Raw genomic sequence first — 19,982 nt, 5'->3', positions numbered from 1 at the left:
CCCTCTAGGGCCGGCTCGCGGTCTCAGCTTCGAACGCCTCGGTTAGTTGCCGGGGTTCTTGTAGGCGAAACGGAAGTCGGTCAGACCCGCGCCGAAGTAGTGGTCGAGGCGGTACTCGACCCCGTCATAGTCGAAACCCCAACGCTCCATGGTGCGGGGAGTTTCGTAGCCGGAGAGGTACGAATACTGCAGGCCACGGCCGAGGGTTGCCTGTGGCGTGGCGAAGAGGAACCACGGTTTGTTCGGCAGTCGGTCAATGCGGCTTTCGTAAACCGGTTTCAGCGAGCGGATCGCCTGGGGGACCACCTCCGCGACGGTATGCGGGACCGTCACGCCCTGAATGAGCTTTTGGGCGGGAACTTCGAGGTCCGTGCCGACGAAGAGATAGGTCGGGGCGAGCGAGATCTGCTGGCCATCGATGTCCTTCTGCTTGCGGAACGCGGTGCGGCCGGCGATGAGGTTCGTCTCGTCGAGAGCCGTACCCGAGCCGGCAAGGTTGCCGTGGTCCGCGTGGAAGAGCGCCTTGTTGTCGCTCTTCAGCTTAGCGTTGTCGAGAACGATGCTCCAGACAATGTTGCCTTCGAGGCGAGCGACGACGCGACCCCAATTCGCAATGACCTTGGCGAACGCGCCAAGCTGATCGTTGATGATCATGCGCTCGGTGAGGCCGATGACCTTGCCGTAGTGCGACATGGTGAAGCCTTCGGCGCTTTCACGGATCGTGCCGCGCTTGTACTCGCCCTTCTCCGTCAGTTCCTCGAGCTCCGGGCCGTTACCCATTTCGAGAACCTTGACTTCGCGCAAGTCGGGCATGACGTTCCGGCTTGCGATAAGCTGGAACGTGTTCTGCTCCTGCTCGAGCGTGTAGGCCTGCATCATCGTCTGGCGCGTGATATCGCCGAGAATGATCGGGAAGTCCGACGTGCTATGCAGCGAGCGGCGAAGGATATCGACGTTGGAGCCACGCCCGCTCTCGCCGCGTGCAACGAGGAGATCGCGGGCCACGTCGACCAAGCTCATCTCGCGATACTGGCTGGCGCCGTCTTCCAGCTTATCCGTGAGGCCGTGACGGTGCATCATCGCGTTGGCGATGAGCTTCTGGGTCGTTTCCTGGCTATCCCGCATGCCGCGAGTTTCAGAGTGCGGGAAAGTCGGCGACTTCTGCTCCTTTTCGATAAGCTTGTTCAGCATTTCGGAGCGGAAGACCTCGATCGTCTGATCGCCGTCGACCGCCGAGCGAACGAAATCGTCGTCATCCTTGAAGCCGGCAGAGCGAGCGAGATCGCGGATTTCCTTGGCCCGCTTCTTCTCCGCAGTGGTCGCCGAGCGTACCTGCTCAGCCACCTGCTCGGCCGTCAGGCCGCCGGCGGGCGTCGACGTTGCGGCCTGGCCACCCTCGGCGGCGCGCTTTGCAGCCTCTGCCTCGGCCTCACGGCGCGCGGCTTCATCGGCCTCTCGCTTCTTCGTCGCCTCAGCGTCGGCGCGCTGCTTGTCCTCGGCATCGTAGTGCGCGAGGAGCCGGGCGCTGAGCTGGTCGTCGGTCTCGTTTGCGTTGCGGGCAAGACCAGCTCCGAGGGAGAGAGCATCGAGCTCCTTGCCCTTGAGGGTCTTCGCGGCTTCACGCTTGTTCATGGGAATCTCCGTGGTATAGGCCGCGCGCGCGGCGAAAGTTGCTTCATCGCCGGATACAATCACCTCGTAGCTCTCCTCTTCAGAAGCAGCATCAGATCGCGAGTGAGAGCCGGCGTCCGCGGGTATCGGGACAACCGAAAGCTCCATCGGCTCCCAATCCGTCGCGCGGAATGTTGGGAGCGACTTCTCGCCTGCTTCGGTTTTCACGTACTTGTGGACCTTGTATCCAACCGAAATTTGGACGGGGTGGCCGTCCAGCAGATCTCGAAAGATCGTTTCGGCAAGTTCACTTCGAGAGAACTTTACAAGGGCGGTGCCCTTGCCTCCCTCGACCTTTACCGAGCCCGGCACAACTGTGCCGAGCCGGGCCGCCATCGACCAGTTGTCATGAGAGTCCAGAAGGGACATCCCCGACTTGAACCGGGCCATGCGGATGGCTTTGGGCTCCATGGAAAGCTCTTCCATGTATTCGCCCTCATCCCAGGAACGGCGCTTTACGGCGGCTCCGGTTGACCACACGACCTCGACCGTGCGGTCCGTTTCGTTCGCCGTGCTACCACGGACCTCAACGTCACCGAAGCTCCTGGGGATACGGATAGTTTTCTCAAGAGCCTGCGGCACCGCCGTCTCCTTTGTCTACTTGATTTGCGGCCTGAGCCTGGCCGTTGATCGAAACCTTCCGCGGGTCGGCGTCGAGCACGAGTTTGCTCTTCGTCTTGTCGACCATCTGGAAGAAGTCGTCGTTCTCCGCCACGACGGTCGCCGGATCACGGCCCGTTTTCGCGATGATCTCCGGCATCGATCGCTTGCCCATACGAACCTCTAGGAGGTCGGCACGCGCGTCATCGAGACGGTTGATCTTTTCGAACTCAGGAGGCTGCCACTCGACCACCACCTTGAGGTTCAACGGGATTTTTCCGTTCTCTCGGCCGGCCTGGAGAAACCAACCGTACATCCGATGCATCACCTGAGGGATAAGGTAATGCCACTGGATCGAGGAGATGAACCGTTGGTAATCCAGCAATCCAAGTTGACCGGATGCGAAGTTCGCCTGGCTGAAGTCGCCCGTCATCAGCTCGTACGGTTGCCGTGCGCCGGCGGCGATGCTGCGATGGCGGGTGCGAATGTAGGCTTCCACCCCGGCCGAGATCGCCGGGTTGTTGAACGTTATGTCTGCCCCGTCAGACGCTATGGCGAACATACCGGGCTCCATTCGGTCGACCGGGTTCCCATAGATATCCCGGAGAGCCGAGTTGGAGCCGGGCGTCTCCGTTAAACCGACATTCGGATCGATGTCGCCGAGTTTGGGCCGCACAACCCCGACATGGCACGCTTCGACCTTTTTCCGGATATTCTCCGCAAGCTCGTAGTCACGAAGATCCTTCAGTTCGGTCATGACCGGCGCAAGCCATGGGACGCCACGCGTTTGGTTGGCCAGCGGTTCGAAGGCGTGCGCTATATCGTCGGCCGGAACGAATGAGCTAACGACTGCCTCCGCCTTCGCTGTCCGACCGTGCGGGTGTCTGGGGAACATCCAGTAGCCGCGACGGCGGCCAATCACATCATACTCGATGCCGCCGATGATCTCTGCGGCACCGACAACGGTCGTCTTCCCCCAATCGCAAAACTCTGAATCAAGAAGTTGCAATTGTAGAGGAACGGCGAGGCCGTCCTCGATGCGGCGGCGGCGGCGGCGAACAAACTGCTCGCCGTCGGTCACCATCGAACGAGCAAGGATGTAGCAGAGACCGTAGAAATTGGTTGCACCGTCTACGTGGCACTGCTCCGACCATTCGTCAAAAAGATCGTTGATCTTCTTGTCCGTTTCCGGTTTCCCCGTCTTTGCGCGGGGCATAATCCCTGGCCCTACGAGGTTGTTCGCGTGGACTGTTACGATCTTCGCCGCGAGCGGATTATTGCGGACAAGCTCCCGCGAACGATCACGAAGCTGCTGACCTGATCGTGCAATATGCGTGTCCGCATCACCCGGCGGAGCGCGCCAGCCTTGAGCAAGGCGCCCTGATGACGCGCCTTCATAGCTGCGGTACGCACCATTTAGAATCTCCGACCGGAGGCGATATGCGGCACGCTCTGCTCCTCTTTTCGGGTTTAAGAACCCGATGAATCGGTCCAGGGCATTCGCCATCAATACCCCCTGCTGAACGTCGTCAGGATGATGTTCCGCTGGGGCGCCGTGGCTACAGCACCTTCGAGATCGGCGATGATCTGCCGCATCTCGGCGCGCGACCGGTAGGTCACGTCTCTTTCACGAAAACGCACTCGCAGAGCGCCGAGGAAATAGGCTTCCTTCAGATCGCGCAGCAGCGAGGCACGCTCCTCCTCCGGGATTCCGTCGAGAGAAATTCCGCTCATGACCATATACTCCGCCGGCCAAGGAAGCCTCCCGGTCGCCCCTGCGGCGTCGGTGCTGACCTGTCCGGATTGCTTGTAGGTTGATTTTCAGTGGCGGCCGCGCGTCTCGTGGGAGCGTTGCTACGCAGCTTGCCGAGATTGAGAATCATCTGCGCGGCAGCCTGCATTGCCTCGCAGTCGAGAAAGTGGTTTTCGCGATAGCGCTTTACCCACTTCACCTTGCCCATCGAACGGAGCCGCGTTTCGGAAACGACTTGCTTGCAGTAGTCTTCCGAGATGTTGCCCGGGAGATGCCAAGCCCCCGGCATGCTATCTTCCCATCTGATCTTCTGTTGCACCCACGACTTGAAGTAGTCGGTGTCCAGCCGAATGAGATCGAGCCCGTGTTTGAACGTCTTACCGTTCAGGGTCACGTCGATCTTACTGACATCGATGGGTTTCTTCATAACCGTCGAGGCCCCCTTCGTCGCGCGGACGAGGTTCGGGAAACGACGGGCAAAAGCATAGACACGATGCTCCGGAACGACAAAGGGCTTGCCAGGACGGAAACCGGAATCGATCAGAGCTAGGCGGATCGGCAGCCCATCATAGGTATCCGTAAGCACGGTGGCCAGCGTATCCCAGACTTCGGCCTCCTCAGTCAGGCCGAATAATTCTTCAGCCTGCACCAGCCAGGATTCCCCGAAGGCGCCCCACCCCCGTATGATGTAGATGAGGCGGTCCTTCTGAACGTCACAGGTGAGTGTAAGGACCTTGACTGCCGCGGGCACTTCACCGTGCTGATAGCTGTCATCCGCCCGTTCCAAAACCTCGCCCCACTCCGGAGCGGTTCCGCCACCGGGGGCATAAAGCTCGCCAAAGCCTTGGTTCTTAACCGACTGGATTTGGCCAGGATCACCGGATCTGACGGCTTCGACGTAGCGTGCCGCGCGCTCCCCCCACGACACGAATGGCGAGCACAAACCCGATACCCAATAGCTGAGCGTCCAGCTCTCCGGCGTCATGCCATGCACGACGCCTTCCCTATCAACCCTCTGACCGGGAGCGACGTACACGCCGCGCGCGTTCATCCACTCCTTATTGTTCATGTTCGAGCCGGCCTTGAGATCCGTTTCAAAGATCTCGGCGCCACAGCACGGACAAATAAGGTGCGCCGTTTTCTGCGCCAACGAAGGCGTAGACGGAAGCTCCCGACCGCTTTCAGCTATCGGCTTCTTCCACTCAAGGCAGGAGAAGCGGGGAATGAAATATTCCCCACATTCGTCATGCGGGCACGGCCAAGCCCAATGGTATCGCGTACCGCTCATCCAGAGCCGCCAGATGGTGGACTCCACCTCCTCTGGGTCGGATTCGGCCCAGAACTCGAGGCCTGTTTCTGGATCCTTTTCCACTTCGGCGGCCCCCTTGCTCGGGGTCGACGTGATCGCGTGGACGAAATCCGCGTAGGTGTCGCCGCGCGCGTCGATCAGGCCGACCGGGTTTCCTTGACCGCGCAGGTTTCCCATCATCTCGTCCACCTCGTCGGTGATTGCGAGGCCAAACGGGTCCGACTTCATCGCTGTCGACGAGCCGCCGTGCGCCAGGCGGAGCGGGACGCCGTTGATGAACTTGCGGGTTTTCTTCTGCTTCGACGGCGGAGCAAGCCGGTCCTTCAGCGGCGTGTTCTGCATGAGATCGTCTAGCCGGGGCTCGAACTGCTCGTTCAGAAACTGCTTTGAAGGTCCGACGTAGATTGTCGGGACCGGCGCGGTGTCGAGGCGCTCGCCCATGATGTCAAGGAACGTCTCGGTCTTGCCCGATTGCGCCGATACCACGAACACGACGCGCTTGTGCGTGCGGCCGTGGACCGCCATGGCGAAAGGCGTCATGTAGGGGGTGATGTGCGGATTGCGCTGACCGGGTCGGCCTGCGGAGTCCGGGTAGTGTCGGTTCTTCGCCCATTCAGTCGGCGTCGTCCTCGGCCTCGGTGTCAGAAGTTTCTCGGCCCTCAAGAAGAGCTTGTCGCTTTTTGGCGAGACGATCTCTGATGCGGAGCCGTTCTCTGTCGAAGATTTCATCCAACCTCTGCCGCTCTCTCGGCACTCCCGTTATCTGCGCAGGAAGTCCAGAAAGGGACGAGACATATAGGCCCGTGACCTCATCGATGGCGCTCAGCGCTTCGTCGAGCGAGATGATTTCCCGGTCCTTCCGCGCTCGGTTAAGGCGGATGTCGAGCGCCTTCTCGGCGCGAAGCTCGTCCATGCTGCTGGAGCCAGATCGCTTTTCCGAACCCTGCTTGAGGAAGTCTGCATATGCCCGAACTGTCGAGCCTACCCGGAACTTCCCCTTCTCAGGCTGGAGCACCCCGTCAACCTGCAATTGGCGGAGAAACCGCGTGCTGATGTCGAGGATCTTCGCCATCTCGGTCTGATTGACCATCTGATCGGCGACCGAGATCTTCGGAGCAGCCTTGGTCGGCCTTGCGGGTTTCGCGCGGGGCGTTGCCTTCGCCATCAGTACCTCAGGAGCTTTGCGATACGCGGCGTCACTGCCGCCTCGAGTACGATCGGCGCGCGAGCCATGAAGTTTGCCGCCGACTGCCCATCCGGGATTTCCTTGCCGAGCGCCGGGCCATACAGCTGGCGAACCTTGCCCCACTTCGTTCCGGTCGATGCGAACCGGCCCTGCGCCGTTCGCGGCTGCCAGGACCGGTTGTCATGGGTCCACAAGATGCGCGGCGCCCGGACACCATCCTGTGCCGTGCGCATCATGTAGAAGGAGCCGTCCACCTCGAACGAGCGCTTGAAGACGCGCGGATTGTTCCAGACGCCTGACCGGACAGTACCCTTGTCGAACGCAGCCCGGCCGCCATTCAGCTTCTTGGCGACACGCCCGCCGCCCTTCAGGGACTTGAGCCCCTTATAGTTCTGGACCTTGATGCCGCCCTTCGACGAATAGATGTCATAGGCGAGGAGCGCCTGGCTTCCGACGCCGCGCGTGTTGGCCACGACATAGCTCTGATAGAGCCCGCGCTTGAGCGCCATCTGCTCGGTGACGACCTTCTGGGTGTCGGTTTTCATCCGGCGACCCGCGTCCACGACACCACGAAACAGCTCTCGCTTCGCCGTGCTGCTGCTGAGCCGCTTGGCCATCTGCGCGAACCGGCCGATGACGACGAGGTTCTGTCCGCTCTTCACGACGTACATCGAAACCTCCAAACGAAAGCTTTGTTCTACAGATCGGGCCGCCGAAGCGGCTTCTGTAGAAAATTATTTGTATTCGCCTTTGCAGCACCCGGGCATTTTTTGCCCGATCCACGCAAAATCATTCCAAGCCGGATCGGTCGGGAATTGCGGAATCGGAACCGCGAAATCGAAAACACCGAAATCGCTCAAATCGTGCGCTGCCGCTGACCCGCGGGCGCCGGGGTGGGAGAGAAGAACCTGCGCGTGGGGGGGTGCGTGCGCGGGTGGGCGGGCGCGCCTACGTGTGCGGGCGTGAGGGCCTGCGCGCATGTGAGGGCGAGCGCATGGGCGAGCGTGTCAGGCAGGGGCGAGCGTGTGAGGCGAGCGCAGGCATGGCGGGCAGGCTGAGGCAGGTGGAGAGGCAGAGGGCTGCTTCCCCCTCGCTACGCTCTCCCCCTCCCGCTACGCTCCTATGAGGCTTCCTTGCCTTCCCCTCTCCCCGTCCTCATGAGCGCGGCGCAGGGCCAGTGTGCGGGCCATCGAGTGACGACGGCGCATTGCCTGCCTGCCACAATCAGCGGGCGGCAGGGCCAACCTCGCAACAGGCGGGCGGCTCGAATGAGGGGGGAGAGGGGAAGCTCTTGCCGGGCGCAATGCCGGCTTATGGGGATTGGTATGACTCGCGGACTTTTGTTTCGTCCAGCGTTTTTTCTAACACCCCTCCCCCTTTCCCCATGCACGGCTTTCCCGGCAGGCCGGGGGGAGTATCACCCTGGGTGACGGCCTTGCCAGCGTTGGAAATCCGAGCTTTGTCCGGCCGTCGGAATGCCTATCGATACGATGTGAATTATTTTTATCTATTTGTTTTCAGCGTCTTACAAAATAATCGCAGTCTCAGCGCATTACCCGCTTGTATTTTCCGATACAAAACGTATCTTTCAATCATCGAACGGCGATACACAGCGGTTCGGGGTTCGGGACTTCCCGAAGGTTATTTGACAGCAAGACAACGGTTTCCTGCCAAGTACGGTTTTGGTTGCCTCAGGTTATCGCTTCGGCGGTCAGGTAGGTGGATTGAGCTTTACAGCGGATCAACAGGGAATGCGGTTTGCGAATCGGGCGACCCAATACGGCGAGAGCCGTAGGTAGCTGGCAAGACAAAGCCAGTGTTGCGGGGAAGGACGTGCGGCAAGGTACGGGCAACAAAATACTTGCATCGGTGAAGGTTCCGGCCGAAGCGGCGAAAGCCGTAGGGCAAAAGGGGCGCGAAGCATGATGTTCATCATGCACTGGAAAGGGGAATGAAACCCTTGGGCACAGCGAAAGACATGCACGACGCGAAAGCGTTAGGTGGCGGAAAGATAACCGGCAAGCGATGGACTCGCTCAGTGCTGCACCCCTCAACCGATACAGGCTTGGGCACCGAGAAAAAGAAATCACGTTGAATTCTGAGGCCGTCGGCGAAAGTTGGCGGTCTCACAAGAGGATCGTTTCTGAAAGGGCAATGGGCTTTGGCCTTTCAGAAGCAATCCGCTTCAAACCGCAATTATGCGAACGATGGAGAAACTACCATGGCAACGTTTTCGATCATCAAGGGCAAGGCTCTCGGCAAAGCTATCGTCGGTCAGGGCAAGCTGGTCGCCAACTTCACCCAGCGCGAGCACCAGCTCGCCGTGTCGTGCCTGATGCACGTCGAGGAACATTCCTGCCCGTCTCACCTCAACAGCCTTCTGGCTGTCACCCCGGCGAACTACCGCGCCGGTCTCAAGGCATGGGCCGTCGCCTTCGGCAAGGTCAAGTTCAACGCTGAGACGATGGTCTTCGACTACCACGGCAAGGGCGAAACCAAGCTCACCGACATGATGGAGATCGCACCGGCGAACTACATCAAGGAAACGAAGGCCGCTGCCGGCGGTGAAAAGGCACTGGACGAGGTGAAGGAGATCACCGCGTTCCTGAAGAAAATGACGGAAAAGGGCGCGTCCATCCGCGTCGTGCAGGCGCTCGAAGGTGCATTGCGTCTTGCGCAGACGCCCGCGGTTGTCGAGCTGGTTCCGGCCAAGCCGAAGAAGGTCAAGGCCGAAAAGACCGCCGACGCCGCCTAAAGCCGTCATGCGGTGCCCGGGGCTCCTCCCCTCCGGGCACCGCCCCCCCCCTCTATCGTGTCCCTACGAAAGGTCGCGCACCTGTACGCCTTTTCGCGGCGTCACGCCGAACCGCAATCATGCGCCAATGGAGACCTTCATGCCCCTTCCTCCTCAGCCGACCATGCGCCGACGCGCCTTCCTGCAAGGCCTCGCCGCGCTCGCCGTGGTTAGCCTCGCGGAGATCGACGTGGAGCCTCCCTAGTTGCGGCTGTGCCGCGCCCCAAACACCGCAATCATGCGAACTATGGAGACCATCATGCAATTCGCACCTGTGAAATCGCGGCGGACCGTCGCCCGCTGGTATCCGCACGCCGTCGCCATCGTGAAAGTCACCGGCGGCTATCTCGCCTTCTTCTCCCGCGCCGTCCTTGCCAGGTGGCGGCGCGATCGCTGCGCGGTCTAGCCATGGCCCATGTCTCCCCACGGGCCTGCCCGTCAATCCGTGCCCCGCCCACCAAGCCGCCTTCGGGCGGCTTTCTCGTCCCCTCTTCCACCTCGAACTATGGAGACTTCCATTGTCAGTTGCGTTTGATACACTCGGCTACTCCAAGCGCCTGCGCGATGCCGGCGTCACCCAGAAACAGGCAGAAGCACAAGCGGAGGCCGCTAGGGATTACATCATGGCCGATCTCGTGACGAAATCCGACCTCACCGCCGCGATGGACACGCTCACGCTGCGCATCACGGTTCGCCTTGGCGCGATCATGATAGCCGGCGTCGGCGCGCTCGCGGTGCTGATCAAGCTGACATAGCGCTCGCCTGCCTCAATAGATGCTTCCTAGAGCCGCCTCCGGGCGGCTTTTTCGTGCGCCTCTGCAATGTCGGCACGCCCGGCATTCCACGGCCGCACGGCCACCCCCGCAATTATGCGACCAAGGAGACCTCCCATGCACCTGCCGCTCGCGCTCGGCCTTACCGCCATTCTCGGGGCTTCGCTTGCCCTGCCCGCCTGCGCCGAAACCATCGGTTTCACCTCCTCCAACATGGCCGCGCTTGTCTCGACCAAGACGAAGGACCTGCCGCCCCCCGCGAAGACGTTCACGCTCGCCGTGGTCGACGAGGCCGCATTCCTCGCTGGTCGCACCATGACGAAATCCGAGGTGAAGACCGCGATTGCGCGCGCCATGCCGGAAGAGGCCTGCACCTCAACCAGCCGCAAGGCGAACGCCTATGGCGCGTTCACGGCCTGCATCGCCGAGTAAACGCCCATGCCCGCGCTCCCCCGACCCCGCACCATCGTGCTTGAGCCGATGGTGAAGCGACCGCCTGCGCCCTCCCGCAAGCTCGGCCTCGTGATCCTCGCTGTTCTCTGCATCGCGTTCGTCGGTGCCTGCGCCGCCATGGCGCACCGCCTCGCCCAGGTCGAGCAGTCGCTCGCCGCCGCGGCCCTCGTTTAACCGTTCCGGGGCCGCGCACCCATCAACCGGCCCAATGCGCGGCCAATGGCAACCGATCCCTCAAACGCGGAGGTGCAGCATGCGCCGGGCCTGAAAGCCGGCTGAATATCATCGGCGGGCTCGCCAGCCTCCCTTCCCGCCCACGCCACGGGGAGGCACCCTGTCCCTCCAGCCTTGGAGACGCATTGTATTGATCGCCTCGATCTATGAGGCCCATAGAGCCGCCGATCGCGCGTGGCTGGTGCAGATCGCCCTCGCCTTCCCCATGGAATGGCCCGGCGAACTCCGCCACACCCAGCGCGCGACAGGCGAACCCGGCACCCGATTGCGTGCCGCGTATGAGCGGTTCACCGAAACCCGCGACAAATGGGAGGCCGCGCATGCCGCGCTGGATCCGGAAGTCCGGGAAGTTCTACCGCTGAAACCCCGATAGCACGAACGGGCGGGATGAGGGCCTCACCCCGCCCGCTTTCGTGCTTCCGGTTGCCTTATCTCTCGAGCTGCCGATGGATAAGGGAGCCGGAATGCTCCACTTCGCCGCGTAGCGCTCCACTCCGCTGCACGTCGCTGCGCGCCGCAACACCACACTTCAGCCCGCCAACTCCCTTGTGGAGTTGGCACCCTGAAATCTGCCGGCACCTCGGCCGCTTTCAGGGTGTCAACACCCACTGCGCCGCGCCCTGCCGCGCGTCGTTTCGCCACGCGCTGCGGCTCGTCGCCCCGCCTCGCAACACATCAGCCCCATCAGAAAGGTCTCCTCAATGCGCATCGTCATCGCACACCTGAAATCCGCCACGCCCTATTCCCAGTCCGCCGCCATCGACCCGGACCATCATCCCAAGTTGGAGAAGGAATCCGCCGCCGACTACGACCTTCGCCTCTGGAAGGAGAAGGCAACCTATGACGACGCAGGCACCGTCTGCATCCCCGCCATGGCTCTCAAAATGAGCATCGATGAGGCGGTGAAGCGTCTCAACATTTCGATCCCCGGGCGCGGCAAGTCCACCTACACGAAGTTCTTCGTCGCCGGGCAGATCTGCGACGGCAACGTGCCGATCGGCGTCCACAAGGACAAGCTCCAGCCCATCACGATCTGGGCGAACGCCGACGGCGTGCGCGGCAGCGGCAAGCGTGTTCGCCGCAAGTTTCCGTACATTCCCTCCTGGGAAGGCAAGGCGCACTTCTCCATTCTGGACGAGGTGATCCCGAACAAAGTTTTCGAGCAGGCCCTCGTCGAAGCTGGGCGGCTCGTCGGCATCGGCCGCTTCCGGCCGGAGAAAGGCGGCTTCAATGGCCGCTTCACGGTCGAGAGGTTTGAGTGGTCTGAGGTTTAACCTCGCGTCACGACGCCACTCGTCGCACCGCGGCGCAGCGCGCGGCAACGTCTCGCATCGCAACACAAAGCATCAGCCAGCCGGTCTCTTCGGAGGCCGGCACCTCTATCTTGCTGAAATGAGCGGGACAGAGGTGTCGGCAACGGCATCACCCGCACCACCCCGCGCCGCAGCACAACGCTTCTCGTCACCCCACTGCGCCCCGCGACACTCCGCATCAGCCAGCCGGCCCGAAAGGGTCGGCACCTGTAAACCCTCGGCAGCACAAGGGCTTATAGGTGCCGAAAATGCACCACATCCGCCACTCCACGTCGCGCCTCTGCACAGCTCGCCACGTCGCAGCGCCCCACAACGTCGCGCCTCGCTATACACCAGCCGCCTCCCCTCTACATGGAGAACCCCATGCCCAAACCCTCATTCCGCATGTCCGTCGAATCCCGCCTGCTTCTGCAGGAACTGAAGAAGATCGAGGTCGGAGAAATCATCACCTACGGCCGCATGAGAGACATCACCTCGCTCCCGTTGAGCAAGCTGCGAGCGCCGCTCCGGACAGCCACCATCCGCGCCATGCGCGACCACGACATGGTTTTCGGCTGCGTTCGCAACGAGGGCTTTCGCCGGCTCAATGACGCCGAGATCGTCGAAGACGGCGCGGCCAATGCCAAAAGCGTTCGGCGGAAAGCCCTGCGCGCGCTGGAGCGCCAGGCCAAGGCCGATTTCGAAAACCTGACCCGCCTGCAGCAAGCGGCGGCATCCGCGCAGGCTTCCATCCTCGGCACCGTCGCGATGATGACGCAGCCGCGCTCACTCCAGAAAGTCGCCGATGCCGTCGCCGAAGGCGTGCGCGAACTTCCTGTCGCGGCCACCCTTTCCATGTTCATCAAGAAGCAGCCGGAGGCACGATGAACCCGTTCCCTCTCCCCTTGCAGTTCGAACCGCATTCGCTTTACGGCTCCGCCATCGATGGCGAGCCCATGCCGTTCGGCTACATCAGCACAGCCGCGCCCATGCCGATTTTCGAACTCAGCACGCCGCTGAAATGGCCGACCGATGCGCTGGCCTCCCTTGCTCGCCAGATGGCTGCAGCCCCTCAGATGTTTACCGCGCTACTCGCCGCCGAATCCTTCATTTCTGGGTTCGAGGACGACGATTTGCAGGAGGGCGTATCTCCCCTCCTACGCTCGATCCGGGCCATCATCAGGCCCTCCGGCGCGGGCTCCGTCGTCATTGTGAAGGCCCAAGCGCTCGGCAAGACCGAAAGCCTGCTGACCATCGTGCAGGAGACGCAGGACCCGACAATCTACGCCGTCACGGCAGACGACTGGCGCCCCATCGAGACCGCCCCGAAAGACGGTACGGCGATCCTCGCCAGATACATGTGGCTCGGCGAGCATCGCTATCTCGTCATTCGCCGGTCCCAAAACGGCCCTTGGTGGCTGGCCGATCATGATGGCCTCATCAAGCACGACGACGACAAAGCCAAACCGAGCAACTACGAGTTCACCCACTGGTGCCCGATCACTCCGCCCGCGCTCGATGGAGGGCGTGACCATGGATGAGGAGCCCAACAAGTACGGGTTCTTGCCCTCAGTATGGGCGGCTATGGCGAAGGAAGAGCGGCGTCGGCATTCCAAGAACTGGGGCGCTCGCAATAGATACCCGACGCGGACGAAGGCGCAGAAACAGCGTATGCGCCAGCTTCAAAAGGAGTTCCGAGAGCGCAACCGGGAAAGGCTTCTCCCCTACTGGAAGGCCCGCAGGGATGCCGCAAAGCTCGTTGAAGGTGCGCGCGAAAAAGAGCGCGCCTATCAGCGAGATTACTACTGGAAGACCATCGAAAAACAGCGCGCCAGGAACAAGCGGCGATATGCGAAAGAGCGTTCGATAAAGAAGATCACGCTGTCACCAGACGAGGTTTTCAAGCTCATCAACAAGGCGGTTTCCCGCGCCATTCCGAAGTTCGTTCGGGATGACGTTATCGCTGAAATGTGCCTCGCAGTGCTGGAGGGCAAACTCTTCATCGAAAACATCGGCAAGGAAGCATCCAAGTTCCTTGCCGCCCACAACCGCGCGTTCGACCACTTCAAGACGATCTCCGTCGATACCAAGATCTCGGAAGGCGTCACGATCTTGGATACGCTAACCCAGGAGAGCCTCGGCTATGTGTGACGCATCGCCCCACCGCCCCTCCTTCGGATTTTTTCAACATAGACAGGACCGCGACATGGCAACAAATCGCACGTCTCAACTGCGCTCCCCAGACCTGTTCGAGCAGGCCGCTGGGCTCCGCCGCGCACATGAGATCCTCCAGCAACTTCACGAAGGCGCCACAAGAGAGCACAAGGCTTTGCCCGGTACGTTTCTCCTCGGCCGCCCTCGGCGCCGCCATCACGAATTGATGGCCGTCAGTCGAATGCTCCGCGAGGCCGGCGCCCAACTCATGAACGAGCATGCCGTTTTGCTCCGTACGGCGAAAGATGGGGCCCACAAGGCGTTTCTCGATGCTGCGCGCGAGGGCTCCGCCACATCATCGAACGGGGGCGAATGATGGGCTGGAAAGCTGTCAAAGAACACTATCGCATCGTTCACGGCGTGCAGCTTACCGATGACGGTATCTGCATCGGATCGCCCTACATCCACGACATCATCGTCATCAATCGGGACGGCAAGATCGTCAAAGATGATGATCGCACGATGAACGACGACCTGATGAGGTATCAGGCCGAGATGAAGGGCGATCCCGAGACCCTGCGCCGCTTGGTCCGGCAGGAGGACACCTTCGAACTCTCCATACCGGTCTACACCTGGCGCGGCGCGGAGATCATCGAAAAGCAATGCGAGGAACTGGGCTGGCCCAACGTCACTCACGATGGCGAGATGATGTACGAGAACCGGTTCTCAAACGACCGGGCGAAGGTGGTTGCGTGGGCGAAAAAGGATGCGCGCATCGGCATCGAGCACTTCGAGGGACGCATCAGGGAGGCCGAAGACAGCCTCGCCTCTCTCAAAAGCGCGCTCGACCAGGAGCGCGAAAACCTCGCATCGCTTGATGCCGCATTCCCCGACGCCATAGGAACATCCGGAGGCGATCATGGCTGAAAACAGCAAGATCGAATGGACCGACCATACATTCAATCCGTGGATCGGATGCACGAAAGTCTCCCCGGCCTGTGACGGGTGCTATGCGGAAAACCTTATGGCGAACCGGTACGGCCGCGTGCAGTGGGGTGCCGGCGAGGATCGCCAGCGCACAGGCAGGGCAAATTGGCGCAAGCCAATCGCCTGGGACAAGGAAGCTGCCGCCAGTGGCACCCGGCCACGCGTGTTCTGCGCCTCACTCGCTGACGTCTTCGACAACGAGGTCGATGAGATGTGGCGTTACGACCTCATGAACCTGATCGAGGCCACGCCAAACTTGATCTGGCTGCTCCTAACCAAGCGGATCGGCAATGTCACGAAAATGACCGATCCGGCGCGAGGTCACCGCATGCTCCCGCGTAATGTCGCCATCGGCGCGACGATCGCCAACCAGCCGGAATACGACCGAGACCGGATGAAGCTCTGGGAGGTGAAGCATTCGCTGTCGCCGCTCTTCACCTTCGGCAGCTACGAGCCGCTCCTCAGCCGCATCATCCTCGATCGGTATGCACCGGACCTGATCATCACGGGCGGCGAGACCGATCAAGGATCGCACAAGGCCCGCCACACCGACCCGGATGATTTCCGCTATTTGCGGGATCAGAGCGCAGCGCTCGGCCGAGCGTTCTTCATGAAGCAAATGACCCGGAAAGCCCCGATCCCGGATGATCTTCTTATCCGGCAATGGCCTGTGGTCACCACAGACACGGACGGAGCCGCCCCCGGAGGCGATCATGGCCAATCTGACTGACGCTCAGTGGTGCGTTCTCGACTTGCTCCTTCGGGCCAAAAACAAGGGTGTTTCACGGGTGAACCGGCACGAATTGCTGCACGCCGCCGCAATCCCCGATGCGGTCAAGCTCCAGCTCGTCTTCGCCGCCCTGACATTGGCGAGCGGCGAATACGTCGCCTTGCACGGGCAGCATGACTTCGAGATCACGCCGGCTGGTGAAACCCTCTTCAATGCGAAATTCGGGCAACCGAGCAATATCGCTGACACGGTGATCGCCCTGCCGGATGGTAGCCGCGAAGTACTTCAATGACCGCCGACAAAGAGCGGGAAGCCCTTCGGCATATCGGCTAAGGCCCTTCCCTTCTCACCCGCTCCCACTCCTCGGGCGGGAGCGCCGCTTTCAGCACCACATCCACCTCCTCGAGCTGGCTTTCCCACATGGGCCGGCCCTCGAACTTCGTGTTCTCCGGCAGACCTCTTGAACTGCAAAGCGCGCGGGCGGCCAGCTCGCGCGGCGGCTTCACCTTTTTCATCGCACTCTCCCAACATGGACGGACCACCATGACCGATCTCCCCTCCCTCATCAATCTGCTGGCGGCTGCACCCGGCCCCTGCCGGTGGCTTGATGCCAAGATCGATGCCGCGCTGCGCGTCGGCGCAGAGAAAATGCTCGGCGATAGGACCGGCTATGCCTGGGCATGGGCGAACTATCCGACCTGGTCGCACCACAAGAACCAGCGCGGCATGTGCGGCCTGCAGTACGACAACGGCGATCTCGGTCTGATCTGGGACAGCTTGCCGTTCACCTCCTCTCTCGACGCTGCCCGCACGCTGGTGCGCATCGCCCTGCCCGGCTGGTCCTACCGTGTCGCCAGTTGCTGCGTCTCCGATGACGCATGGGTGCAGCCGGACTTCAACTGCCCTACGCACGGAGCGCGCCTGCTCTCCGAACTGAGCCCGGCTGTCGATTGGGCCGGCCTCACCGATGTGGACCTCCGCCCCTCCGGGCGGGAGGCTATCGCGCTTTGCATTGCCGTCCTGCGCGGTGTCCTCTCCAGCCGGCAGCAGGAGCATCGCAATGGCGCGGCCTGATCCCGACGCTCCACTCCCCACGGCCGGGCTTTCGCTCGACTTCAACAAGGCCAACTTCATCTGGTTCAAGTATCGCGATCCATATGACGACGGCTTCTTTCTCTCCTACCTCGCCGCCGAGCGCCTCTTCCGCGCCTTTTTCTACACCTGCCCGGCTGGAGGCGATGCAGGCGACACAACTATCCGGTATGCGTCGGACGATCAGTGCGATGAGTTGCGGGCGATGCTCAGCCCGGAGCAGGTTGCGATGTGCGTGAACGCGTCCCTGCGAAGGATCGGCTGATGGTACGAATCCCCTTCGGCAAGTTTGTTTCACGCCCTGCGCTGTCTTTCGACGACCATATTCGCAGCATCATTGAACAGTACCCCGATCGCATGCCCTGGCAATCATCAGACGAAGTGAGATGGACTTGGCCCGATGGCGGGGACGGCGCTTACGCCCTTCGATACAGTCTTGCTGATCGCGTGTTCACCTCTGAACACATGCGATTCCCGCGGAGCGCCGCACCTCCCCCGATTGGCCAGGGAGGGCAATTTTATGCGCTCGATGTTCCGGCCCGAATGCCCGAAGAAATCACGTCTCTGTTTCGCGCCACCCTAAGCGAACGAGACCTGGCGTACTGCGCTGCCGCCTCAATCAGGTTTGCGGCGGGGACATGGCGGCCATGAGCGGTGAAAGCCTCGCTCACCGGCTCATCGACGAGATGGCGATCACCTGCGAGACGCTTGGAGGTTCGTCTCTGTACATCCGCTTTGGGCGTCTAGATGGGTTCGAGGGGGCCGAGGGGCCGCACTGGTACATTTGCTACCAGATCGGCGAAAGAGCGTATCTGCCCGCTTGGAGCTATCACGGCACCTGCAGGCCACGGCCTCACTGCGTATGTGACCGCCTCCACGCCGTCCTCCTGTCGAGGATATCGCCAGAAATCAAAGCCCAGTGCATCGCCGCATCCATCCAGTACGCGGCGGGATAACCGCAATCATGCGAACAAGGAACCACCATGCCCACAAAGTTTGAACCCGTCCTCGCCTCCCCCGTCGAGCGCGAGGAGATGAAGTTCCCGCTGATCGGCACGCCGAAATACGACGGCTGGCGGATCGTCGGCCACCCGGAATACGGCTTCGTCACCCGGCGCCTCGAGCCGCTCGGCAACACCCAGATCCGGACCGCGCTCGAAGCCGCTAACCTAACGTTCCACGACGGGGAAATCGTCACCTACACCGACGGCGAAGCCGACCCGCTCGCCACGGTGCAGAGCAAGGTCTCCAAGCCGGGCGAAGTCGACTGGCGCTTTCATGTGTTCGACCACTTCCAGCATCCCAACATGCCCTACACCGACCGCCTGGCTCTCCTTTCCGGCAACCCCATCTTCCAGCGCGGCCGTATCGAACTGGTGCCGCACGAGCCGCTGCGAAATATGGCCGAGTTCGATGAATATGAGCGCGCCATGGTGGACACCTTGGGCTTCGAAGGCGTGATGCTTCGCCGCCCCGACGGCCGCTACAAGTTCGGCCGCTCCACCGTCACCGAGGCGATCCTGCTGAAGTTCAAACGGTTCAGCGACAACGAAGCCACCATCGTCAGCACCTTCGAGCAGATGCAGAACACCAACGAGGCGACCGTCAACAAGATCGGCAAGACGAAGCGCTCAAGCGCGAAGGACGGCAAGGTCGGGAAAGGCACGCTCGGCGGCTTCTGGGTGGACTGGAACGGTATCCGCTTCAAGCTCTCTACCGGCCTCTCCGCCGACCAGCGCGCGGGCCTGTGGGCGCGGCGTGACAGCCTACCGGGCAAGCGCATCACCTTCCGGTACAAGGGCGTCGGGCCGAACGGCAAGCCGCTGATCGCCAGCATCGTCACCATTCGGGAGGACATATAGATGGCCCGCTACCTCGTGATGTGGGAAATCGATGTTGTCGAGGCTTGTTCCCCTCGCCATGCCGCCCGCCAGGCGTTCGAGATAATGCAGCGACCGGGCACAACGGCCACGTCGTTCACGGTGATCGAGTTCGACAGCGGCGGAGAAGCGGTCTCCGTCGATCTCCTCGACGGCGAGGACGAACCGACCACAGGTTGACCACCACCCGACGCTGATACTACCTTCGGCGCATCTTCCATCCGAGGATGCGCCGATGAATTCGATCCTTGCTGCGATGCTGGCCGCAGCTACCTACATAACGCCGACCCCGCATGCTGACGTGCAAGCCTTCCTGCGCTTCATGTGGGCGAACGAACGCTGCCCGGCCTTCGCCATCAACTTCGAGAAAACTCTCGATCAGGTTCGCGACCTCGCCCAGGATCTAGGCTGGAGCAACGACCAACGACAGCAGGCAATCCTTGCCGGCACCCGCGCCGCAAAGTTCGATTTCGAACGGGACAGCGAGGGGTTCTGCGCAGCCGTACAGGAGGAGCTTACCTCATACGACCCCGCCCACCTGAAAAAGGTAGGTGTCATCGACTAACCCATCTGGAGCACGAACCATGAGCATCGTGAAGTACAATCGAGCAAAAGCGGCTTCCGTCATCGGCTCCCACGATCGCAGCTTCGATGCGATGTGGAACAGCATTCCCACTGATGTTCAGGCGACACTTTCCAGTTCCCAACTCGCCGCGCTGGTGGATAGCAATTGGCGGATGGCAGCAGAAAGCAAGGCGATAGCCGCAAGAGAAGCAATTGAAAATGGCTTTGTCTGGAATGCTGCCACCAACTCCCCGGCGCCGCTGGCGCAGGAAACGAAAGCGGCTACCCGTTGAGGTAGCCGCTCCGCGTTGCGGCAAAAGCCGGTAAACACCAATAAGAGAGTTTCAATCCAACACAGCAGGCGCGGCCGCTGCGACACCGCCGGCCCGATGCGCCGGCTAACTTCTCGCAACGGGTAGGAAGCTCCATACCGTCACTTAAAGAGTTTCAATCCAACACGACAGGCAAGGCCATCGCGACATCGCCGGCCCCAGGCGCCGACTGGTCTTT

Annotated in this window: 27 protein-coding genes; 20 read left to right on the top strand and 7 right to left on the bottom strand. The window is 61.6% G+C overall.

From position 1 onward, the window contains the following. Positions 1 to 42 precede the first annotated feature (42 nt). Genes EXZ48_RS26745 through EXZ48_RS26720 form a run of 6 tightly spaced genes read right to left on the bottom strand, consistent with a single transcriptional unit; the run spans position 43 to position 7,190 of the window. Entirely contained in the window at positions 43 to 2,253 is a 2,211-nt protein-coding gene (locus EXZ48_RS26745) for a prohead protease/major capsid protein fusion protein (protein ID WP_371687680.1), read from the bottom strand. Next, positions 2,237 to 3,778 carry a phage portal protein gene (locus tag EXZ48_RS26740; RefSeq protein WP_130519634.1) on the bottom strand — a complete coding sequence of 514 codons (1,542 nt, stop codon included), beginning with the start codon at positions 3,776 to 3,778 and terminating at the stop codon, positions 2,237 to 2,239. Before EXZ48_RS26740 ends, EXZ48_RS26745 begins: the two co-directional genes overlap by 17 nt. After that, positions 3,778 to 4,005: a phage head-tail joining protein gene (locus EXZ48_RS26735; protein ID WP_130519632.1), complete on the bottom strand. Its 228-nt coding sequence runs from the start codon at positions 4,003 to 4,005 to the stop codon at positions 3,778 to 3,780. Before EXZ48_RS26735 ends, EXZ48_RS26740 begins: the two co-directional genes overlap by 1 nt. Continuing rightward, positions 4,002 to 6,062, bottom strand: coding sequence for a terminase gpA endonuclease subunit (locus EXZ48_RS26730; protein WP_130519631.1), 2,061 nt, complete (start codon positions 6,060 to 6,062; stop codon positions 4,002 to 4,004). The genes EXZ48_RS26735 and EXZ48_RS26730 overlap by 4 nt, the downstream gene beginning before the upstream one ends. Continuing rightward, complete coding sequence (locus EXZ48_RS26725) at positions 5,947 to 6,498, bottom strand: hypothetical protein (RefSeq protein ID WP_130519629.1); 552 nt, start codon at positions 6,496 to 6,498, stop codon at positions 5,947 to 5,949. Before EXZ48_RS26725 ends, EXZ48_RS26730 begins: the two co-directional genes overlap by 116 nt. After that, a complete protein-coding gene (locus EXZ48_RS26720) occupies positions 6,498 to 7,190 on the bottom strand; it encodes a hypothetical protein (protein ID WP_130519627.1) in 693 nt (230 codons plus the stop codon). Before EXZ48_RS26720 ends, EXZ48_RS26725 begins: the two co-directional genes overlap by 1 nt. A 1,550-nt stretch (positions 7,191 to 8,740) precedes the next feature. On the opposite strand from EXZ48_RS26720, the gene EXZ48_RS26715 reads away from it, so the two are divergent. From EXZ48_RS26715 to EXZ48_RS26655, 14 genes are all read left to right on the top strand, one after another. After that, complete coding sequence (locus EXZ48_RS26715; protein ID WP_130519625.1) at positions 8,741 to 9,274, top strand: hypothetical protein; 534 nt, start codon at positions 8,741 to 8,743, stop codon at positions 9,272 to 9,274. A gap of 298 nt (positions 9,275 to 9,572) precedes the next feature. Then, entirely contained in the window at positions 9,573 to 9,719 is a 147-nt protein-coding gene (locus EXZ48_RS35025) for a hypothetical protein (protein ID WP_165909435.1), read from the top strand. A 112-nt stretch (positions 9,720 to 9,831) separates the two neighbouring features. Next, entirely contained in the window at positions 9,832 to 10,068 is a 237-nt protein-coding gene (locus EXZ48_RS26710) for a hypothetical protein (RefSeq protein WP_130519623.1), read from the top strand. A gap of 135 nt (positions 10,069 to 10,203) precedes the next feature. Beyond that, positions 10,204 to 10,518 (top strand): hypothetical protein, encoded by a 315-nt coding sequence (locus EXZ48_RS26705; protein ID WP_130519621.1) that lies wholly within the window; start codon positions 10,204 to 10,206, stop codon positions 10,516 to 10,518. Between the two features lie 6 nt (positions 10,519 to 10,524). Continuing rightward, positions 10,525 to 10,713 (top strand): hypothetical protein, encoded by a 189-nt coding sequence (locus EXZ48_RS26700; RefSeq protein WP_130519620.1) that lies wholly within the window; start codon positions 10,525 to 10,527, stop codon positions 10,711 to 10,713. A 190-nt stretch (positions 10,714 to 10,903) separates the two neighbouring features. After that, on the top strand, positions 10,904 to 11,146 hold the full coding sequence (locus EXZ48_RS26695) for a hypothetical protein (protein WP_130519618.1): 243 nt from the start codon (positions 10,904 to 10,906) through the stop codon (positions 11,144 to 11,146). A 328-nt stretch (positions 11,147 to 11,474) separates the two neighbouring features. Further along, positions 11,475 to 12,047: a hypothetical protein gene (locus EXZ48_RS26690; protein ID WP_130519617.1), complete on the top strand. Its 573-nt coding sequence runs from the start codon at positions 11,475 to 11,477 to the stop codon at positions 12,045 to 12,047. A gap of 402 nt (positions 12,048 to 12,449) precedes the next feature. Further along, on the top strand, positions 12,450 to 12,953 hold the full coding sequence (locus tag EXZ48_RS26685) for a hypothetical protein (RefSeq protein ID WP_130519615.1): 504 nt from the start codon (positions 12,450 to 12,452) through the stop codon (positions 12,951 to 12,953). Further along, positions 12,950 to 13,606: a hypothetical protein gene (locus tag EXZ48_RS26680; RefSeq protein ID WP_130519613.1), complete on the top strand. Its 657-nt coding sequence runs from the start codon at positions 12,950 to 12,952 to the stop codon at positions 13,604 to 13,606. Before EXZ48_RS26685 ends, EXZ48_RS26680 begins: the two co-directional genes overlap by 4 nt. After that, entirely contained in the window at positions 13,599 to 14,216 is a 618-nt protein-coding gene (locus EXZ48_RS26675; RefSeq protein ID WP_130519611.1) for a hypothetical protein, read from the top strand. The genes EXZ48_RS26680 and EXZ48_RS26675 overlap by 8 nt, the downstream gene beginning before the upstream one ends. Before the next feature lie 55 nt (positions 14,217 to 14,271). Next, the gene (locus tag EXZ48_RS26670) at positions 14,272 to 14,595 is read left to right on the top strand and encodes a hypothetical protein (RefSeq protein ID WP_130519609.1); all 324 of its coding nucleotides are present in this window, start codon (positions 14,272 to 14,274) and stop codon (positions 14,593 to 14,595) included. Beyond that, positions 14,592 to 15,146, top strand: a complete 555-nt coding sequence (locus tag EXZ48_RS26665) for a hypothetical protein (RefSeq protein WP_130519607.1) — start codon at positions 14,592 to 14,594, stop codon at positions 15,144 to 15,146. The genes EXZ48_RS26670 and EXZ48_RS26665 overlap by 4 nt, the downstream gene beginning before the upstream one ends. Further along, entirely contained in the window at positions 15,139 to 15,936 is a 798-nt protein-coding gene (locus tag EXZ48_RS26660) for a DUF5131 family protein (protein ID WP_130519605.1), read from the top strand. Before EXZ48_RS26665 ends, EXZ48_RS26660 begins: the two co-directional genes overlap by 8 nt. Further along, entirely contained in the window at positions 15,920 to 16,228 is a 309-nt protein-coding gene (locus tag EXZ48_RS26655) for a hypothetical protein (protein ID WP_130519603.1), read from the top strand. The genes EXZ48_RS26660 and EXZ48_RS26655 overlap by 17 nt, the downstream gene beginning before the upstream one ends. Positions 16,229 to 16,265: 37 nt before the next feature. Here EXZ48_RS26655 and EXZ48_RS26650 read toward each other — a convergent pair whose 3' ends face one another. Then, complete coding sequence (locus EXZ48_RS26650) at positions 16,266 to 16,451, bottom strand: hypothetical protein (RefSeq protein ID WP_130519601.1); 186 nt, start codon at positions 16,449 to 16,451, stop codon at positions 16,266 to 16,268. 28 nt (positions 16,452 to 16,479) lie between these two features. Here EXZ48_RS26650 and EXZ48_RS26645 point away from each other — a divergent pair, with 28 nt between their 5' ends. From EXZ48_RS26645 to EXZ48_RS26620, 6 genes are all read left to right on the top strand, one after another. Next, positions 16,480 to 17,010, top strand: a complete 531-nt coding sequence (locus tag EXZ48_RS26645) for a hypothetical protein (protein ID WP_130519599.1) — start codon at positions 16,480 to 16,482, stop codon at positions 17,008 to 17,010. Next, a complete protein-coding gene (locus EXZ48_RS26640; RefSeq protein WP_130519597.1) occupies positions 16,997 to 17,293 on the top strand; it encodes a hypothetical protein in 297 nt (98 codons plus the stop codon). Before EXZ48_RS26645 ends, EXZ48_RS26640 begins: the two co-directional genes overlap by 14 nt. 718 nt (positions 17,294 to 18,011) lie before the next feature. Further along, the gene (locus EXZ48_RS26635) at positions 18,012 to 18,890 is read left to right on the top strand and encodes a hypothetical protein (RefSeq protein WP_130519595.1); all 879 of its coding nucleotides are present in this window, start codon (positions 18,012 to 18,014) and stop codon (positions 18,888 to 18,890) included. Then, positions 18,891 to 19,088: a hypothetical protein gene (locus tag EXZ48_RS26630; protein WP_130519593.1), complete on the top strand. Its 198-nt coding sequence runs from the start codon at positions 18,891 to 18,893 to the stop codon at positions 19,086 to 19,088. A gap of 55 nt (positions 19,089 to 19,143) precedes the next feature. Continuing rightward, entirely contained in the window at positions 19,144 to 19,473 is a 330-nt protein-coding gene (locus EXZ48_RS26625; protein WP_130519591.1) for a hypothetical protein, read from the top strand. A 19-nt stretch (positions 19,474 to 19,492) separates the two neighbouring features. Then, positions 19,493 to 19,765, top strand: coding sequence for a hypothetical protein (locus tag EXZ48_RS26620; protein ID WP_130519589.1), 273 nt, complete (start codon positions 19,493 to 19,495; stop codon positions 19,763 to 19,765). Positions 19,766 to 19,982 lie beyond the last annotated feature (217 nt).

The organism is Shinella sp. JR1-6, from assembly GCF_004284735.1.
Lineage (GTDB): Bacteria > Pseudomonadota > Alphaproteobacteria > Rhizobiales > Rhizobiaceae > Shinella.
This window is presented reverse-complemented; position numbering and strand designations above follow the sequence as displayed.

Coding starts and splice junctions, on each gene's coding strand:
- EXZ48_RS26645 (WP_130519599.1), top strand. CDS start 16,480: ATGACCGATCTCCCCTCCCTCATCAATCTGCTGGCGGCTGCACCCGGC.
- EXZ48_RS26630 (WP_130519593.1), top strand. CDS start 18,891: ATGGCCCGCTACCTCGTGATGTGGGAAATCGATGTTGTCGAGGCTTGT.
- EXZ48_RS26700 (WP_130519620.1), top strand. CDS start 10,525: ATGCCCGCGCTCCCCCGACCCCGCACCATCGTGCTTGAGCCGATGGTG.
- EXZ48_RS26660 (WP_130519605.1), top strand. CDS start 15,139: ATGGCTGAAAACAGCAAGATCGAATGGACCGACCATACATTCAATCCG.
- EXZ48_RS26730 (WP_130519631.1), bottom strand. CDS start 6,062: ATGAAATCTTCGACAGAGAACGGCTCCGCATCAGAGATCGTCTCGCCA.
- EXZ48_RS26705 (WP_130519621.1), top strand. CDS start 10,204: ATGCACCTGCCGCTCGCGCTCGGCCTTACCGCCATTCTCGGGGCTTCG.
- EXZ48_RS26650 (WP_130519601.1), bottom strand. CDS start 16,451: ATGAAAAAGGTGAAGCCGCCGCGCGAGCTGGCCGCCCGCGCGCTTTGC.
- EXZ48_RS35025 (WP_165909435.1), top strand. CDS start 9,573: ATGCAATTCGCACCTGTGAAATCGCGGCGGACCGTCGCCCGCTGGTAT.
- EXZ48_RS26675 (WP_130519611.1), top strand. CDS start 13,599: ATGGATGAGGAGCCCAACAAGTACGGGTTCTTGCCCTCAGTATGGGCG.
- EXZ48_RS26670 (WP_130519609.1), top strand. CDS start 14,272: ATGGCAACAAATCGCACGTCTCAACTGCGCTCCCCAGACCTGTTCGAG.
- EXZ48_RS26640 (WP_130519597.1), top strand. CDS start 16,997: ATGGCGCGGCCTGATCCCGACGCTCCACTCCCCACGGCCGGGCTTTCG.
- EXZ48_RS26625 (WP_130519591.1), top strand. CDS start 19,144: ATGAATTCGATCCTTGCTGCGATGCTGGCCGCAGCTACCTACATAACG.
- EXZ48_RS26715 (WP_130519625.1), top strand. CDS start 8,741: ATGGCAACGTTTTCGATCATCAAGGGCAAGGCTCTCGGCAAAGCTATC.
- EXZ48_RS26725 (WP_130519629.1), bottom strand. CDS start 6,498: ATGGCGAAGGCAACGCCCCGCGCGAAACCCGCAAGGCCGACCAAGGCT.
- EXZ48_RS26690 (WP_130519617.1), top strand. CDS start 11,475: ATGCGCATCGTCATCGCACACCTGAAATCCGCCACGCCCTATTCCCAG.
- EXZ48_RS26680 (WP_130519613.1), top strand. CDS start 12,950: ATGAACCCGTTCCCTCTCCCCTTGCAGTTCGAACCGCATTCGCTTTAC.
- EXZ48_RS26665 (WP_130519607.1), top strand. CDS start 14,592: ATGATGGGCTGGAAAGCTGTCAAAGAACACTATCGCATCGTTCACGGC.
- EXZ48_RS26685 (WP_130519615.1), top strand. CDS start 12,450: ATGCCCAAACCCTCATTCCGCATGTCCGTCGAATCCCGCCTGCTTCTG.
- EXZ48_RS26720 (WP_130519627.1), bottom strand. CDS start 7,190: ATGTACGTCGTGAAGAGCGGACAGAACCTCGTCGTCATCGGCCGGTTC.
- EXZ48_RS26620 (WP_130519589.1), top strand. CDS start 19,493: ATGAGCATCGTGAAGTACAATCGAGCAAAAGCGGCTTCCGTCATCGGC.
- EXZ48_RS26635 (WP_130519595.1), top strand. CDS start 18,012: ATGCCCACAAAGTTTGAACCCGTCCTCGCCTCCCCCGTCGAGCGCGAG.
- EXZ48_RS26655 (WP_130519603.1), top strand. CDS start 15,920: ATGGCCAATCTGACTGACGCTCAGTGGTGCGTTCTCGACTTGCTCCTT.
- EXZ48_RS26735 (WP_130519632.1), bottom strand. CDS start 4,005: ATGAGCGGAATTTCTCTCGACGGAATCCCGGAGGAGGAGCGTGCCTCG.
- EXZ48_RS26740 (WP_130519634.1), bottom strand. CDS start 3,778: ATGGCGAATGCCCTGGACCGATTCATCGGGTTCTTAAACCCGAAAAGA.